This window comes from Enterobacter sp. 5-4, assembly GCF_000612205.1.
In the GTDB taxonomy this organism is placed as follows: Bacteria; Pseudomonadota; Gammaproteobacteria; order Enterobacterales; family Enterobacteriaceae; genus Enterobacter; species Enterobacter roggenkampii.
Genome location: NZ_JFHW01000009.1, coordinates 193,793 through 209,574 on the forward strand (window position 1 = coordinate 193,793; position 15,782 = coordinate 209,574).

At 56.6% G+C, this 15,782-nt stretch carries 15 protein-coding genes; 5 read left to right on the forward strand and 10 right to left on the reverse strand.

Features of this window, described 5'->3' with window-relative positions; genetic code table 11:
- Positions 1 to 4: 4 nt before the first annotated feature.
- The 7 genes from sufS to AA74_RS0105385 form a co-directional block, all read right to left on the reverse strand.
- Positions 5 to 1,225, reverse strand: coding sequence for a cysteine desulfurase SufS (gene sufS, locus AA74_RS0105350; RefSeq protein WP_025911625.1), 1,221 nt, complete (start codon positions 1,223 to 1,225; stop codon positions 5 to 7).
- Entirely contained in the window at positions 1,222 to 2,493 is a 1,272-nt protein-coding gene (gene sufD, locus AA74_RS0105355) for a Fe-S cluster assembly protein SufD (RefSeq protein WP_025911627.1), read from the reverse strand. The genes sufS and sufD overlap by 4 nt, the downstream gene beginning before the upstream one ends.
- Positions 2,468 to 3,214, reverse strand: coding sequence for a Fe-S cluster assembly ATPase SufC (gene sufC / locus AA74_RS0105360; RefSeq protein WP_008500629.1), 747 nt, complete (start codon positions 3,212 to 3,214; stop codon positions 2,468 to 2,470). The genes sufD and sufC overlap by 26 nt, the downstream gene beginning before the upstream one ends.
- Before the next feature lie 9 nt (positions 3,215 to 3,223).
- On the reverse strand, positions 3,224 to 4,714 hold the full coding sequence (gene sufB, locus AA74_RS0105365) for a Fe-S cluster assembly protein SufB (RefSeq protein ID WP_008500630.1): 1,491 nt from the start codon (positions 4,712 to 4,714) through the stop codon (positions 3,224 to 3,226).
- A gap of 8 nt (positions 4,715 to 4,722) precedes the next feature.
- The gene (gene sufA / locus AA74_RS0105370) at positions 4,723 to 5,091 is read right to left on the reverse strand and encodes a Fe-S cluster assembly scaffold SufA (protein ID WP_008500631.1); all 369 of its coding nucleotides are present in this window, start codon (positions 5,089 to 5,091) and stop codon (positions 4,723 to 4,725) included.
- A gap of 313 nt (positions 5,092 to 5,404) precedes the next feature.
- Positions 5,405 to 6,133, reverse strand: a complete 729-nt coding sequence (locus AA74_RS0105380; RefSeq protein WP_008500632.1) for a MerR family transcriptional regulator — start codon at positions 6,131 to 6,133, stop codon at positions 5,405 to 5,407.
- A gap of 188 nt (positions 6,134 to 6,321) precedes the next feature.
- Entirely contained in the window at positions 6,322 to 7,542 is a 1,221-nt protein-coding gene (locus tag AA74_RS0105385) for a diguanylate phosphodiesterase (RefSeq protein ID WP_025911631.1), read from the reverse strand.
- Positions 7,543 to 7,882: 340 nt separating this feature from the next.
- Between AA74_RS0105385 and ycgZ the strand changes: the two genes are divergently transcribed.
- The 5 genes from ycgZ (at position 7,883) to AA74_RS0105410 (ending at position 11,857) form a co-directional block, all read left to right on the forward strand.
- On the forward strand, positions 7,883 to 8,122 hold the full coding sequence (gene ycgZ, locus AA74_RS0105390; protein WP_008500634.1) for a regulatory protein YcgZ: 240 nt from the start codon (positions 7,883 to 7,885) through the stop codon (positions 8,120 to 8,122).
- A gap of 4 nt (positions 8,123 to 8,126) precedes the next feature.
- Positions 8,127 to 8,447, forward strand: coding sequence for a hypothetical protein (locus AA74_RS0105395; protein ID WP_021241105.1), 321 nt, complete (start codon positions 8,127 to 8,129; stop codon positions 8,445 to 8,447).
- Between the two features lie 29 nt (positions 8,448 to 8,476).
- Positions 8,477 to 8,755, forward strand: a complete 279-nt coding sequence (locus AA74_RS0105400) for a biofilm/acid-resistance regulator YmgB/AriR (RefSeq protein ID WP_008500635.1) — start codon at positions 8,477 to 8,479, stop codon at positions 8,753 to 8,755.
- Between the two features lie 190 nt (positions 8,756 to 8,945).
- Complete coding sequence (gene fdhF, locus AA74_RS0105405) at positions 8,946 to 11,096, forward strand: formate dehydrogenase subunit alpha (protein WP_008500636.1); 2,151 nt, start codon at positions 8,946 to 8,948, stop codon at positions 11,094 to 11,096.
- Between the two features lie 131 nt (positions 11,097 to 11,227).
- Positions 11,228 to 11,857, forward strand: coding sequence for a helix-turn-helix domain-containing protein (locus AA74_RS0105410; protein WP_025911639.1), 630 nt, complete (start codon positions 11,228 to 11,230; stop codon positions 11,855 to 11,857).
- Between the two features lie 50 nt (positions 11,858 to 11,907).
- Here the strand turns inward: AA74_RS0105410 and AA74_RS0105415 are convergent, their stop codons facing one another.
- From AA74_RS0105415 to AA74_RS0105425, 3 genes are all read right to left on the reverse strand, one after another.
- Positions 11,908 to 12,102, reverse strand: a complete 195-nt coding sequence (locus AA74_RS0105415) for a YdiH family protein (RefSeq protein ID WP_003857766.1) — start codon at positions 12,100 to 12,102, stop codon at positions 11,908 to 11,910.
- An 85-nt stretch (positions 12,103 to 12,187) separates the two neighbouring features.
- A complete protein-coding gene (gene menI / locus AA74_RS0105420) occupies positions 12,188 to 12,598 on the reverse strand; it encodes a 1,4-dihydroxy-2-naphthoyl-CoA hydrolase (protein ID WP_021241102.1) in 411 nt (136 codons plus the stop codon).
- The gene (locus AA74_RS0105425; RefSeq protein WP_025911642.1) at positions 12,595 to 15,651 is read right to left on the reverse strand and encodes an FAD-binding and (Fe-S)-binding domain-containing protein; all 3,057 of its coding nucleotides are present in this window, start codon (positions 15,649 to 15,651) and stop codon (positions 12,595 to 12,597) included. Before AA74_RS0105425 ends, menI begins: the two co-directional genes overlap by 4 nt.
- Between the last annotated feature and the right edge of the window lie 131 nt (positions 15,652 to 15,782).

Here is a 15,782-nt window from a genome sequence, read left to right on the forward strand (position 1 = left end):
TCCGTTAGCCCAGCAGCTGATGAATGCGCTTCAGCCCCGCCACCAGCCTGTCGACCTCTTCCGTCGTGTTGTACATCACCAGCGATGCGCGGCACATTGCCGGTACCTGGTAAAACGCCATCAGCGGCATGGCGCAGTGGTGCCCGGTGCGGACCGCCACGCCGTAGTTATCGAGGAAACTGCCCACGTCATAGGCATGGTGTTTCCCAAGATTAAACGCGATTACCCCTTGCCGATCGGCAGGCCCGTAGAGGGCCAAATCCGGCACGCTGGCAAGCTCTGCAAGCGCGTAGTGCATCAGCAGCTGTTCATACTCCTGAATGGCATCAAGACCGATGGCAGAGACGTAAGAGACCGCCGCCCCCAGCCCGATAATGCCCCCGGTGTTGGGCGTGCCCGCCTCAAAACGCCACGGGGCGCGCGCGTAGGTCGTGCCTTCCGTCAGGCTGACGGTGGCGATCATCGACCCGCCCCCTTCCCACGGCGGCATCGCCTGCAGGATCTCTTCTTTCACATACAGCACGCCAATCCCGGTCGGCCCGTAGAGCTTGTGGCCTGAAAAGACGTAGAAATCACAGTCCAGCGCCTGGACGTCAACCGCGTGGTGCATCACCGCCTGCGCGCCGTCAATCAGGACCTTTGCGCCCGCCTGATGGGCCTTCTCGACGATCTCTGCCACCGGGTTTTCTGTCCCCAGCACGTTGGAGACCTGGGTAACCGCCACCAGCCGCGTGCGGTCGTCCAGCAAGAGGTCAAGCTGCTCAAGCTGAAGCGTCCCGTCAGCGTTTAGTGGGATCACCCGCAGCTGCGCCCCTACGCGCTCGCAGAGCATCTGCCACGGGACGATATTGGCGTGGTGCTCCATCTGGGTGATGATGATGTTATCCCCCGCGTGGACCTGCGCGTTGCCCCAGCTGTTAGCGACAAGGTTGATCCCTTCGGTGGTCCCGCGAACAAAGACCAGTTCTTCCGGCGAGCGGGCGTTAAGAAAAGCGGCAAGCTGCGTGCGCACGTTTTCCATCCGCTGGGTCGCCTCGGCGCTCAGGGTATGGATACCGCGATGCACGGCGGCATAGCCGTGGCGATAAAACTCGGCTTCGGCATCCACCACCTGATTCGGCTTCTGCGCGCTGGCCGCGCTGTCCAGATAGGCCAGCGGCAGACCGTTTACTTCACGGGTCAGAACCGGGAAATCTGCCCGTACTTTTTCGACGGGAAAACTCATGCTTCGCCTCCAGGCAGGCGCTGACCGATCCGATCCAGCACCTGCAGTTTTAACTGACCATCGTGCAGCGCTTCCGTCAGTTCGGCGGCAAACGCGAAGATAATCATTTTCTGCGCCGCCTGCTGGTCGATGCCGCGCGAGCGCAGGTAGAACATCTGCTCGTCGTCGATTCGCCCGACCGTCGCACCGTGGCTGCATTTCACGTCGTCGGCGTAGATCTCCAGCTGCGGCTTGGTGTCCACCTCTGCCAGGCGACCTAACAGCAGATTGTTGTTGGTCATCTGCCCGTCGGTTTTAATGGCGTGCTGCGCCACGTTAATCAGGCCGTTAAACACCGCACGCCCTTTATCACTCACGATGGTTTTATGCAGCTGGCGGCTGTTGCAGTAGCCTTTGTTGTGCTCCAGCCACGTGCGCGTGTCACACACTTCTGATTTAACCGGCATCGCCAGGCTGTTGATGCGCAGCGTGGTGTTTTCACCGTTAAGCTGCGTGCTGGTGTTGTGGCGCAGCACCGCCCCGCCGAGCAGGAAGCTGTGGCTGTACGCGGCGGCATCCTGTCCCAGGACAATGTCGTTATGGGCAAAGTGGTGGCTCTGCGCATTCTCAAACGCCAGCTTGATGTGGTGTAGCTGGGCATTCGCCGCCACGTTCATCGTCAGTCGCGACCCGGTAAAGTGACGTGTCTCATTGAGGCTGACGTAGTGTTCGATGACCGTGGCCTCCGCCCCCTCCGCCAGCTCAAGATGGTGGCGATAGTGCGCGGTATTGATTTCGGCGCCGTCCAGACCCTGAGTGATGTGCATCAGCAGCAGCGGTTTGGCCGGGCGCTGGTTACGCTTCACGCCGATATGCGTCACGCTGCGGGCCAGGCTTTCGGTCAGGTGGAGAAATACTTCCGGCTGAACCGGGGCGCTCAGGCGCTGGCGGTCGTCGTTTATCTCAATCTCAAAGCCGCTCTCCTGGAGCGTGTCGCTCAGCTCAGGGCGGAACTGACCGTCGACAAACACCAGGCGCACGGCATCCACGCCCACTGCCAGCGCGTCACGCTGTGCAGGCGTGAGATCCGCCAGGCGGGTCACAAACTCGGCGTTCAGCAAGCCATCGAGCGGGGTGTATTTCCAGTTTTCATGCTTGCGCGTCGGCAGGCCGAGACGCAGCATCTGCTGCAGATGCTGCTGCGCCTGCTCGGAGCGCGTATTACCCTGCGCCTCAAACAGCCGGTGCCACTGCTGGAGCGCATTACTGCTGTTCGGTAAGCCAGCCATAACCCTGCTCCTCCAGTTGTTTAACCAGCGTGAAATCACCGGATTTCACAATGCGCCCCTGGTAAAGCACGTGGACGTAATCCGGCTTGATGTAGTCCAGAATGCGCTGGTAGTGGGTGACGATAATAAACGAGCGCTTGCCGTCGCGCAGGGCGTTCACCCCGTCGGCGACAATCTTCAGGGCGTCGATATCCAGACCGGAGTCGGTCTCATCCAGAATGCACAGCTCGGGCTCCAGCACCGCCATCTGCAGAATGTCGTTACGCTTTTTCTCGCCGCCGGAAAAACCGACGTTCACCGAGCGGGTGAGCAAATCTTCCGGCATTTTCAGCAGCTTGATTTTCTCTTCCATTAAATCCTGGAAGTCGAAGCGGTCGAGCGCCTCCAGCCCCCGGTATTTCCGCACCGCGTTGAGCGCGGTTTGCAGGAAGAACTGGTTGCTGACTCCGGGGATTTCTACCGGATACTGGAAGGCCATAAAGATGCCCTCGCCCGCGCGGTCTTCCGGCGACATCTCCAGCAGATCTTTGCCGTTAAATTCGACCGAGCCGTGGGTCACCTCATAATCTTCGCGTCCTGCCAGCGTCGCAGAAAGCGTACTTTTCCCGGAACCGTTCGGCCCCATGATGGCGTGGACTTCGCCCGGCTTGACGTCAAAATTGAGGCCACGCAGGATGGCTTTATCTTCTACGCTGACCTGTAAATCTTTAATGCTTAACATGTGCTTTCCTTAACCGACGCTGTGTTCAAGACTAATGGCGAGGAGTTTCTGGGCTTCAACGGCAAATTCCAGCGGCAGTTCAGAGAACACGTCCTTACAGAAGCCGTTGACGATCATCGAGATGGCATCCTCTTCGCTGATCCCGCGCTGCAGGCAGTAGAAGAGCTGATCTTCCCCAATCCGTGACGTGGTCGCCTCGTGCTCCAGCTGGGCCGTGTTATTACGGCATTCGACGTATGGGAAGGTATGCGCCCCGCAGTCAGCGCCAATCAGCATCGAGTCACACTGGGTGAAGTTTCGCGCATTGGTCGCCGTCGGCATGATTTTCACCAGCCCGCGATAGCTGTTCTGACTGTGTCCGGCGGAAATCCCTTTCGAGATGATGGTCGATCTGGTGTTTTTACCAATGTGGATCATCTTGGTGCCGGTATCGGCCTGCTGATGGCCGCTGGTGAGCGCCACCGAGTAGAACTCGCCGATGGAGTTATCCCCGCGCAGGATGCAGCTCGGGTATTTCCAGGTGATGGCCGAACCGGTTTCGGACTGGGTCCACGACATCTTGCTGTTTTCGCCTTCGCACAGCGCACGCTTGGTCACGAAGTTCAGGATGCCGCCGGTATTGCCGTCGCCCGGGAACCAGTTTTGCACCGTCGAGTATTTCACCTCGGCGTCTTTATGGATGATGACCTCCACCACCGCCGCGTGCAGCTGATAGCTGTCGCGGACCGGGGCGGAACACCCTTCGATATAGCTGACGTAGCTGCCTTCATCCGCGACCAGAATGGTACGTTCGAACTGGCCGGTTTTTTCGGCATTAATGCGGAAATAGGTGGAAAGCTCCATCGGACAGCGCACGCCTTTCGGCACGTAAATAAAGGTGCCGTCCGAGGCCACCGCCGCGTTAAGCGCCGCAAAGAAGTTGTCGTTAGAGGGCACCACGGTTCCGATGTACTTTTTCACCAGTTCAGGATGATCGTGAATCGCTTCGCCGAAGGAGCAGAAAATGATCCCCTGCTCTGCCAGCTTCTCGCGGTAGGTGGTGGCCACCGAGACCGAGTCAAAGATAGCGTCCACCGCCACCTCTTTCCCTTCGCGCACCGGTACGCCCAGCTGGTTAAACGCCTCTTCTACCTCTTTGCTCAGGAAACTGTTCTCCGCGCCGGTTTGCTGCACCGCGCCGGGCTGCGAGGCGCAGGTGTCATCGCAGCTGCCGCAGGAGGGCGCGGAGTAGTAGCTGTAGTCCTGATAGTTCAGCTTGTCATAATGCGCTTTCAGCCAGTGCGGCTCTTCCATCTCCAGCCAGGCGCGGTAGGCGCTCAGGCGAAACTCCAGCATCCACTCGGGCTCGTTACGTTTCGCCGAGATCGCCCGCACGACATCTTCATTGATGCCTTTTGCCAGCTCATCGGTCTGCAGCTGCGTGAAGAACCCCTCTTTATAGTTGAGGTGCCCGCCGCTCCAGGTATTTACTTCACTCGTTGCTTCAGTATTACGAGACATAGTTCCGCCTATACCCCAAAGCTTTCGCCGCAGCCGCATTCGTTCTGGGCTTTTGGGTTATGAAATTTGAATAACTGGTTTAAGCCTTCGCGGACGTAGTCCACTTCGGTGCCATCGATAAAGGGCATGGCCTGCAGCGCGACGTACAATTTTGCGCCGTCGGTCTCGAACACCAGGTCATCTTTCTCGGGTTCGGTGACGGTATCAAGCACGTAACCGAAACCTGCGCAGCCGGTCTGTTTGACACCTAAACGCACGCCAAGGATCTCGGGCTTTTTCGCCACCAGCTCGTGAATATGTGCCGCCGCCGCTGGCGTGAGCGTTAACCCGCGCCAGGCGAAATCGGCAGGATTAAAGGTTTCTGAATGCAGTTCCATAGGTCCACCTCATCTGATAAGCCATCAGGGCATAACACCATGTTAGTGATAACGATTATCACTTCAACCCTCTGTCAGCAGGGGCATTCGGCTAAACCGCCCTTTTTGCCTACTTTTATTAAGCATAGACCCTGTGGCAGGATGCAGGCAGGATGGATTTAATTGTTCAATGCATTGATTAATAATGCATTTCGTTGTGGCATTCGGGCAGGAGAGGAGAAACGTAAAATATGTATTGGAAATGCCTATTTTTGAGATAGCTTTTGCATGGAAAGTGACAAAAATAAAAAAAGGCCCTCAAGGCCTCTTACACTTAATGATGAAATGAGACAGCAAACCCCTGTTCACGCCAGTGGTCGAGCTGTTCCTGCTGTCGAGGCGTTGGCGATTTCCCCGTCCAGACGAAGATTTTTTGTCCCGGGAACAGTTCAGGACGCGGCGAATCAATCGGTTCTGCCAGGACGTCAATGTGCCAGCCCTTCTGCGCTAAGCGCGCGGCTTCGAGCCACAGATGGGTGCGGTCATCGCACTCCCAGCCGATCAGGAGCGCGTCTTTACCGGCCTTCTTACGGGACTCCGCCAGGCTTGCAATCGCGAATTCAATCAGGACTCCGTCTAACAGGCTCGCCATGTGACGCACGGTATTTTGGTCCTGGTTCATCCGCTGACGGACGGGAGAAATGATATTGTCAATCAGGGAATCTATCGGGTGATCGCGGCGGAACTCGCCAATTTTGGCGCGCAGCTTTGCCGGGCTGGCGTAGCGCAGAACGGTCATCATCTCTTCCTGGAACGAGACCCAGTTGCCCTGAGTCAACACTTCCTTGTTTTCCAGCAAGGCTTTTACTTTCCCGACCGAAACGCCGCTCTTCATCAGGCGTTTGATCTCTTCTATACGCAGGATATCTTCATCGTCAAACTGACGATGGCCCCCTTCGCTGCGCTGCGGCTTCAACAATCCATAACGGCGCTGCCAGGCACGCAGCGTAACGGGGTTGATACCGCATCGTTCGGCCACTTCGCCGATACTGTAATAGGCCATTAACTCCCTCACGCTCAGAACTTCCATACCTAACTGCACCAACCTTATCAGATTGTACAAACCATTTGTATAACTAAGACCGCATTTTGAACGGGTGAATGGCTTACCACCCCATCCACCTGTTAATACATTGTTGTATAAAATTTACCGTTCGTACAGTAACGACTGCCAGATTGTGTACAGCTTTATCACAATTCGAACTTTTTCTCCGGCCAGGCAATGGCTGGAATACCGCCGTGCCGGGGGCTGGCAAAAAGATGCCCCTGGAACTGGGAAATTCCCGCAGATTCCAGCCACATCCACTCTTCAGCCTTCTCTACCCCCACCGCGCAGAACTGGATTTCAAGCGAGGAACAGCATTTGATGATCGCCTGAATGATGGCCTGTCGGGGGCCACTTTTATGCACGTTCGCGACCAGATCGCGATTAATCTTAATTCTGTCAGGCTGGAAGTGGGCCAGCAGCTGCAGCCCGGCAAAACCGGCACCAAAGTGATCGATCGTCACGCTGATACCCGCGCTTTTTAACTGCCTGACCGAATCCGTGAATTCATCAAAACGGGAAATGGCTTCGCTCTCGGTGAACTCCACCACGATTTGCTCAGGTACAAAACCGTTTGCTTCAATCGCGGTGAGCAGAAAATCCACGGCGTTGGGAATGTTAACCAGCGTCATAGGCAGCAGGTTCAGGGATAACGTCTGGTCCTGTAACCCCAGCGCGCTGGCCATAGACAGAGCCACCTGCTTGCTCTGCAAATCAGAGGTGTACACTTCCTCCTGCGGAAGGCTGGCGAAATAGGCCCCCGGCGAGTCGCCGGACGGGGTGCGGAGAAGCGCCTCCCAGGAGACAACCTGCTGCATAAACGGATCGACTATCGGCTGGAACGCGAAGCTGCAATCCGCCCCTTTCGCGACCACCTCAGGCTGTGCGGACAAACGCGTCTCTTCGCGTACGAAATCCCATGTATCCGCAGGCGGCAGTTCAAAATAGTTCGCTTTTTCCGTGGCCTCGACAAAGGTGCGGAAAAACTGCAGAGGGCGATCGTTATAGGCCAGCTGGTAGCGTGTCGTCCCCTTATTAAGTATCTGCTGCAGCACCTCGTCCCGGTCGAAGTGGCGCAAATCAAAAAGCTCCATACCCACGTTGCCAAAACGCCGGACAGGGCCGTGATCGCGCATTAACTCGACCACGTTATGGTGGCGCGGGTCGTTGCAGATCTGCTCATAGATAGCCGACACGTGCTCCACCGGCCCTTCCAGCAGTTGAAAAAAATGTGTGCCGTTAAACAGCAGGATCCCCGTGACATTGGATTGCCGATTTTTACGATTTGCAGCAGCGACCATTGCTTCCAGCGCTTTCACTGGAACGTCCTCGCAGATATGACTGCGGTAAATGATGGTTGTGAGCATGCTATTCCTGGGGGGTTAGGGTTTTGGCCACAAAAGACGTGGGGAATGTTTATTTATAGCACATTAATTGCCTGACAAATAATTTACATCTCAACCATTTACGGCAGTTAATGAGACCGTTTGACTCGGCTGTACAACTTACCAGCACATGCGCTTTTTGTACAATATATCCTGCACTCTACCCCCATCACAACGCCAACCCAACGCAATGAAAAATAAATGATTTATAAGATATATCGAAAAAAATCTAAAAATCTGTACATTTTAGATGTACAGATTTGGAAATTGTGTATACCTTAAATGTAACGTTACTGATTACAAAATTTTACAGGAGCGAAACATGCAGCAGAAAGGTTACGTCGCAGATTCCGCAGCAGCAATCGCACAGTACTTCGAAAAAGCCGCGCTTCCGACCCAACAGGAAACGCTGGGCCAGGTGGTTGTTGAAATTCTCAGCGACGGGCGAAACCTTAATCGCAAATCGCTTTGTACAAAATTGCTCAGCCGCCTCGAAAAGGCCGATGGGCCGGAAGAGGAAGAGCATTACCACATGCTGCTTGGTCTGCTCTTCGAACGGTAAGGATATGAATCGCAGTAACGCAGACCGACTGATAGACCAGCTTATCGGTGAAGCCGTTCTCTCTCTTCTGAAAGAGCGGGGGCCGGTGACAACAGAAGGCTTGCTACAGCGTCTGCGGGTCATGAAAGAACATGAAAAGGATCCCCAGCGGCGGGAGACACTTGCGATGGTGATTGCCGAGATCGGCTCAAACAGCATCGCCTTTACACGTCGCAGAACCGCGCAAGGACGAACAAAAAGAGAGGGATCTCTCAACGATAACCGAGACAATGTAGTGCCGTTATTTGGAAGTGGAAAACCGTCCGATCCCAAAAAAATACATTGACTGCAATTTAACAGCTACGGTGAGAACAAATGAGACAAAATATTCAGCTTCAACCCGAATATCACTCTGCTTTTTTAGACAGTGCGCTGGCGGAGTATTTCCGCCATGCAGGCGATCGTTTTGCTGAAGAGTCCGCTATTTTTTCTACTGCAGTACGCTGTGTTCTGGCCTCCGAAGGTCATCTTTCCAATAAAGCGATCATCCTCTGGCTCATTCAGACGCTGGAATCCACCAACGACGTGGTTCAGGCGGATGTGATTCGTAAGACGCTGGAAATCGTGGTGGGTTACACCATGGACGATCTCTGAGTTCCTGCCCGCCGCGCCCCCTAACGTGTCATCGTCAAAACTGACGATCGGCCTGACGATGACACGCGCCCTCCCCCATAACACCCTGTAATTCACGCAAAGCCAACCTGGCACGCTTTCTGCTTATCTCCGCATACGGGACTGGTTTTTCCAGTCAACTTTGCTTCATTTCTTAACAGGTCTGTTATTGATGAAAAAGATCGCCAGCGTCTGCCCGTACTGCGGTGCAGGCTGTAAATTGAACCTTGTCGTTGAAAATAACCGTATCATCCGTGCCGAAGCGGCAGAGGGGGTCACAAACCAGGGCACCTTATGTCTGAAAGGGTTTTACGGCTGGGACTTCCTCAACGACACCCGTCTTCTCACCCCCCGCCTTACCCAGCCCATGATCCGCTACCGCAAAGGCGAAGCCTTCACCCCCGTTACCTGGGAAGAGGCGATCCGCTACACCGCCCACAGGCTCAGCAGCATTAAAGCGCAGCACGGGCCGCGGTCGATCATGACCACCGGCTCCTCTCGCGGCACCGGCAATGAAACCAACTATGTGATGCAAAAGTTTGCCCGCGCGGTGCTGAACACCAACAACGTGGACTGCTGCGCGCGCGTCTGTCATGGCCCGTCCGTGGCGGGTTTACAGGAAACGCTCGGCAACGGCGCGATGAGCAACTCCATTAACGATATTGAAAACTCAAAATGCCTGCTGGTCTTTGGCTATAACTGCGCGGACTCCCACCCTATCGTTGCCCGCCGCGTGCTGAAAGCGCGTGAAAACGGCGCAAAAATTATCGTCTGCGATCCGCGCCGTATTGAAACGGCGCGTATTGCCGACCAACATCTTCAGCTGAAAAACGGCAGCAACATGGCGCTGGTGAACGCCTTTGGCTATGTGCTGCTGGAAGAGGAGCTGTACGACAAAAGCTACGTGGCGCGCTTTACGGAAGGGCTTGAGGCCTACCGGCAAACGGTAAAAGACTATGCGCCTGAGAAGGTCGAACATCTTACCGGCATCCCCGCCCGTGATGTCCGCCAGGCGATGCGCACGTTCGCGGCGGCTCCTTCCGCTACCGTGATGTGGGGAATGGGCGTGACCCAGTTTGGTCAGGCCGTTGATGTGGTCAAAGGGCTTTCCAGCCTGGCGCTGCTGACCGGGAATCTCGGTCGCCCCGCCGTCGGCGTCGGGCCGGTGCGCGGTCAGAACAACGTCCAGGGTGCCTGCGATATGGGCGTCCTGCCGAATATGTTCCCCGGCTATCAGGATGTGACCGACCCGGCGGTCCGGCAGAAGTTCGCCGATGCCTGGGGAATTGATGTCAATAAAATGGACGATCGCGTCGGGACGCGCATTACCGAAGTGCCGCATCTTGCGCTGGAAGGCAAGGTCAAAGCCTATTACATCATGGGAGAAGATCCGCTCCAGACGGAAGCCGATCTCGGCCTGGTGCGCAGCGGTTTTGAAGCGCTCGATTTTGTTGTGGTTCAGGACATCTTTATGACCAAAACGGCAGAGGTGGCGGACGTTCTGCTTCCGGCTACCTCATGGGGTGAACACGGCGGCGTCTTTACCTGTGCCGATCGCGGCTTCCAGCGTTTTGGCAAAGCCATTGAAGCCAGCGGCAACGTGAAGCGCGACTGGGAGATCATCAGCCTGCTCGCCACCGAGATGGGCTACCCGATGCATTATGACTCCAACCAGCAGATCTGGGACGAGATGCGCGAGCTGTGCCCGCTCTTCTACGGCGTGACGTATGAAAAAATGGGCGAGATGGGTCACGTTCAATGGCCGTGCCCGACGCTGGATCATCCCGGTACGCCGTACCTGTACAAAGATAATCAGTTCGATACCCCGAGCGGTAAAGGGCAGCTCTTTGCCGCACCGTGGCGCGCGCCGGCGGAAACTCCGGATGCGGATTTCCCGCTGGTGCTCTGTACGGTCCGCGAGGTGGGCCACTACTCCTGCCGCTCCATGACCGGGAACTGTGCCGCGCTGCAAAGCCTGGCCGACGAGCCGGGCCGGGTGCAAATGAACCCTGCCGATGCGGACAAGCTGGGCATTACCGACGGACAGCTGGTCTGGGTGCGCTCCCGCCGAGGGAAAGTAATTTCCCGCGCCAGCATCAGCGAGCGCATCAACGCCGGAGCCGTTTATATGACCTATCAGTGGTGGATTGGCGCCTGCAACGAGCTAACCCAGGATAACCTCGATCCCATCTCCAAAACCCCGGAAACGAAGTACTGCGCGGTGCAGCTGGAGGCCATTGAGGACCAGCGCTGGGCGGAGGACTATGCCGCGTCGGCGTATCAGTCCATGAAGTCGCGGCTGATAAGTGCGGCGAACGTCTGAGGAAAATGCCGGGTGCCGTAATCGCCACCCGGCAATCGCGTACGGTATCATGCAATAACAAGCAACTCGCTTACCCGTCCCAAAGAGAAGCGCTATAATTAGCCAGGTTTTTTTTAAGGCTGTCGGCAACCATGTCCCTTCCAGAAAAGTCTCAGCGGGGTTCTCCCCACGCGCAAGCGCTTATTTCACACCTGTTACCTGATTGCACAACGCGACATACCGCCCGCGGCGAGCGGCTGGACCTGCAGGTCAATGGTCAGGGCATGTGCTATTTAATTCTTGAAGGAACCATCGCCGTCTACAGAAGAAGCGATAACATGATGCTGTCTACGGCCCGTAGCCCTGCTGTTTTCGGCCTCGCTAACCTCACTGATATCTATTTTAGTGATTATCTTAAGACCGTCAGCCCGTGCCTGATCGGGACGATCACCACAGAAAGGGTGAATGCCATTATTAAAGAGAAGGCGCTTTGGGGACTGCTCTCTCAACAGCTCATGTATGTGTATAGCCGTCTCTATAACAACGTGATGCCGCAGGGCGCGCCGACGGCGTATGAGATGATTCGCCAGCAGTTAATGAAGCTGACGGAGGAAGAGGAGGGTTATCGGCTCAGCGTGACGGCGGAAAAGTATATCAGGGAGAAAACCCACCTCTCCCGCAGCGGCGTGATGCGCATTCTGGCGGATTTGAAAACCGGCGGATTTATCGAAATGGAAGAAGGCAGGCTTATCAAAATCAACAAGCTCCCCGCTAAATACTGAATCTCAGGCACAAAAAAGGCCGCAGTTGCGGCCTTTTCAACATTACTCTCTCAATGGACGTGAACGCCCAACCGCCAGGCAAAATAGATCTCTTCTTTCAGCTCATTCGAAGAGAGCGCCAGCAAATCTGTAAATTCCAGCTCAAGCTGTTTCAGCTTTTTCAGGTACTGCGCCGGGGACAGATTGCTCTTATCGCGACGTAAATATTCAATTGCCAGCTGTGTTGGGGTTATTTCAGTATCCATGATGTCCTCGCTTATGTACAAAACCTGACCAGTATATCACAACCCGCTGTCTAGTTTTTGACCAAAGGCAAAACATCTGAAAACTTTACACGACCGCTGTCGTCAACCTTGAAGAGCAGCACAGGCGATCCTGCTCGTCGAGAATGTCAATCTGCCACACCTGGTGGCGACTACCGGCGTGCAGCGCGCGGCACACGCCGCGCACGCGCCCGCTGCGTACCGAGCGGATATGATTAGCGTTCACCTCGAGTCCGACCACCTTCTGCTCCCCTTCGGTACAGAGATACCCCGCCACCGAGCCCAGGGTTTCGGCCAGCACGACGGACGCCCCGCCGTGCAATAAACCAAACGGCTGGTGGGTGCGACGATCGACAGGCATGGTGGCCTCAATGTCATCGTCGCCAATGCGGGTGAACTGGATATCCAGCAGCCCCACCATATTCCCCTCGCCCATAGCGTTCAGCGCCTGCAGGGTCACGGCACGTTTCCAGATCATCCAATTATCTCCAGTAAAGCCTGCAATGGGTGGCGTACGCCGTTACCCTCTACCCGTTTCACCTGGCTGCGGCAGGAGTATCCCGTCGCCAGACAGCGGTTTCGCGGCAAGCGCTGCATCGCCTGATGCCAGGACAGCTCATAAATGCCGAGCGAGTTGGCGTGGTTTTTCACTTCGTGTCCGTACGTGCCGGCCATACCGCAGCAGCCCACGCTAACGCTCTCCAGCTTCGCGCCGAAGCGGGCAAAGACGGACGCCCACTGCGCGGGGGCGCCAGGCAGCGCGGTGACTTCCGTGCAGTGTCCGAACAGATACCACGGCTCACCGCTGACGTCCTGAACCGCTTTGTCTTCCAGGGCCGTCGGCAGCCACTCGTGCACCAGCATGACGTGGAAATCACCGCGCTTATCGCCCAGCGTCTGCCTGTATTCATCGCGGTAGCACAGCACCAGCGCCGGGTCGACGCCGACCATCGGTATCCCGAGTTGCGCCACGCGGTTTAAGAAGTCAGATGTTTTCTGCGCGGTCTTCGCAAAGCGCGTCAGGAAGCCTTTAATGTGCTGCGCCTTGCCGTTGGGCGAGAACGGCAGCACAACCGGCTGATAGCCCAGCTTTTCCGACAGGCGGATGAAGTCCGCAACCACCTGGGCATCGTAGTAGCTGGTAAACGGATCCTGCACCACCAGCACCACCTTCGCTTTTTGCTCAGGCGTGAGCGCCTCCAGCTGCTCCAGGGTCATGTTCGCCGAACGATGCCCGACGAGCTGGCGCTGCAGAGACGGCACCGACAGCAGCGGCAGATCGACCATGCCGATATGCTTTTCGGAAAGCTTGCGCACCAGCGGCTGGTTGATAAAGAAGTTGAAGGTCTTCGGCGCGCGCGCCATCAGCGGCGCATAGCTCTCTACCGTCGCCACCAGATGGTCGCGCACCGGACGCAGATAGCGCGTGTGGTAAAGCTGCAGGAAGCGCGAGCGGAATTCAGGGACGTCGATTTTAATCGGGCACTGGGTAGAGCAGGCTTTACAGGCCAGACAGCCGGACATCGCCTCTTTCACCTCATGGGAGAAATCATACTCGCCCTTGTTGGCATGCCAGCTGTTGCGGGTGCGCTCAATCAGCGAGCGCAGGCTGGCCCGTTTTTCCGGCAGCTCCTGCTCCAGCTTGAGGGGATCGACGCCACGGTCGGCCAGCAGACGCAGCCACTCGCGCACCAGCGTCGCCCTCCCTTTCGGCGAATGAATGCGGTTGCTGGTGATTTTCATCGACGGGCACATCGGGCTTTTCACGTCAAAGTTAAAGCACAGGCCGTTGCCGTTGCACTCCATCGCGCCGCGCCAGGAGGAGCGCACCGAAATCGGGATCTGTCTGTCGTAGGTGCCGCGCTTGACGGCATCCACCTGCAGCATGGGGGCGTCCACGCCTTCTGGCGGGCAGATTTTACCCGGGTTGAGGCGGTTATGCGGGTCGAAAGCGGCTTTCACCTTGCGCAGCTCCGCATAGAGCTGTTCGCCGAAGAACGCCGGGCTGTATTCTGCGCGGAACCCTTTCCCGTGCTCGCCCCAAAGCAGACCGCCGTATTTAGCGGTTAAGGCCACCACGTCGTCGGAGATCTGCTTCATCAGGATCTCCTGCTGCGGGTCGCACATATCCAGCGCCGGACGCACGTGCAGCACCCCGGCATCGACGTGGCCAAACATGCCGTAGCTCAGGCCGTGGCTGTCCAGCAGGGCGCGAAACTCGACGATATAATCCGCCAGATGCTCAGGCGGCACGCAGGTATCTTCGGCAAAAGGAATGGGCTTAGCGGCCCCTTTCGCATTGCCGAGCAGACCCACGGCTTTTTTACGCATCGCATAGATACGCTCAATCCCGGCCAGATCGTTACAGAGCTGCCAGCCGATCACGCCGCCTTCGCCCTGCGAAATCAGCTCATCCAATCGCTGGCAGAGCGTGGTGACCTGGCTCTCAATCAGCTCCGCGTCGTCGCCAGCAAATTCCACGATGTTAAGACCGAGCATCTCTTTGTCCGGCACGTCGGTAATGAGATCGCTGACGGAGTGCCAGACAATATCTTCCCGGGCCAGGTTGAGCACTTTGGAGTCGACCGTCTCAACCGACAGCGCTTTCGCCTCCACCATAAACGGCGCATTGCGCAACGCGGAGTCGAAAGAATCATATTTGACGTTCACCAGACGACGCACCTTCGGCAGGCGGGTGATATCCAGCCGCGCCTCGGTGATAAACGCCAGCGTCCCTTCGGAACCGGTGAGCACGCGGGTTAAATCGAACTGGGTCAGGTCGTCGTTGAAGACGTGGCGCAGGTCGTAGCCCGTTAAGAAGCGGTTCAGTTTGGGGAATTTGTCGAGAATAAGCTGGCGGTTGTCGCGGCAGCGCTCCAGCACGGTACGGTAGATGCGTCCGCTGGCGGTGTTATCTTTACCCAGCGTTTCCGCCAGTTCGACCGGCATCGGCTGCGTATCGAGAATATCGCCGCCCAGCAGAACGGCCCGCACGCCCAGCACATGATCGGAGGTTTTGCCGTAGACCAGCGAGCCCTGACCGGAGGCATCCGTGTTGATCATCCCGCCGAGGGTCGCGCGGTTACTGGTGGAAAGTTCCGGGGCAAAAAAGTAGCCGTAAGGCTTGAGGTACTGGTTAAGCTGATCTTTGATAACGCCCGCTTCGACCCGCACCCACCCCTCTTCCGGGTTGATCTCAATGATGCGGTTCATATAGCGCGACATATCAACAATAATGCCCTGGTTCAGCGCCTGACCGTTGGTCCCGGTGCCGCCGCCGCGCGGCGTAAAGACCAGCGAGGCAAAGCGCTCCTGCGTGGCGAGCCGGGCAATCAGCGCCACGTCGGCCGTAGAACGAGGGAAAACGACGGCATCGGGAAGAAGCTGGTAAATACTGTTATCGGTTGCCATCGTCAGCCTGTCGGCATAGTTCGTGGCGGTATCACCTGTAAAACCCTGTTGCTCCAGTGCCTGCAAAAAATTAAGCACCAGCTGAACGACGCCGGGTGCCTGGGAAATCTGTGGGATCATGACTGTCGACCCTAATTAGAGTAATGTGAAATCGTTTGCGTTGTGTCCGGAAAGTTTTATCACATTTTTTTCTTATGTGCTTCGTAGAATTACGGGCAAAATCCGCCTGTCAAAAACCGCTGAGATCATTA

What these genes read in the sequence shown, in the direction of transcription:
- sufS (WP_025911625.1), bottom strand. Translation starts at nt 1,225, where the DNA reads ATGAGTTTTCCCGTCGAAAAAGTACGGGCAGATTTCCCGGTTCTGACC.
- sufD (WP_025911627.1), bottom strand. Translation starts at nt 2,493, where the DNA reads ATGGCTGGCTTACCGAACAGCAGTAATGCGCTCCAGCAGTGGCACCGG.
- sufC (WP_008500629.1), bottom strand. Translation starts at nt 3,214, where the DNA reads ATGTTAAGCATTAAAGATTTACAGGTCAGCGTAGAAGATAAAGCCATC.
- sufB (WP_008500630.1), bottom strand. Translation starts at nt 4,714, where the DNA reads ATGTCTCGTAATACTGAAGCAACGAGTGAAGTAAATACCTGGAGCGGC.
- sufA (WP_008500631.1), bottom strand. Translation starts at nt 5,091, where the DNA reads ATGGAACTGCATTCAGAAACCTTTAATCCTGCCGATTTCGCCTGGCGC.
- AA74_RS0105380 (WP_008500632.1), bottom strand. Translation starts at nt 6,133, where the DNA reads ATGGCCTATTACAGTATCGGCGAAGTGGCCGAACGATGCGGTATCAAC.
- AA74_RS0105385 (WP_025911631.1), bottom strand. Translation starts at nt 7,542, where the DNA reads ATGCTCACAACCATCATTTACCGCAGTCATATCTGCGAGGACGTTCCA.
- ycgZ (WP_008500634.1), top strand. Translation starts at nt 7,883, where the DNA reads ATGCAGCAGAAAGGTTACGTCGCAGATTCCGCAGCAGCAATCGCACAG.
- AA74_RS0105395 (WP_021241105.1), top strand. Translation starts at nt 8,127, where the DNA reads ATGAATCGCAGTAACGCAGACCGACTGATAGACCAGCTTATCGGTGAA.
- AA74_RS0105400 (WP_008500635.1), top strand. Translation starts at nt 8,477, where the DNA reads ATGAGACAAAATATTCAGCTTCAACCCGAATATCACTCTGCTTTTTTA.
- fdhF (WP_008500636.1), top strand. Translation starts at nt 8,946, where the DNA reads ATGAAAAAGATCGCCAGCGTCTGCCCGTACTGCGGTGCAGGCTGTAAA.
- AA74_RS0105410 (WP_025911639.1), top strand. Translation starts at nt 11,228, where the DNA reads ATGTCCCTTCCAGAAAAGTCTCAGCGGGGTTCTCCCCACGCGCAAGCG.
- AA74_RS0105415 (WP_003857766.1), bottom strand. Translation starts at nt 12,102, where the DNA reads ATGGATACTGAAATAACCCCAACACAGCTGGCAATTGAATATTTACGT.
- menI (WP_021241102.1), bottom strand. Translation starts at nt 12,598, where the DNA reads ATGATCTGGAAACGTGCCGTGACCCTGCAGGCGCTGAACGCTATGGGC.
- AA74_RS0105425 (WP_025911642.1), bottom strand. Translation starts at nt 15,651, where the DNA reads ATGATCCCACAGATTTCCCAGGCACCCGGCGTCGTTCAGCTGGTGCTT.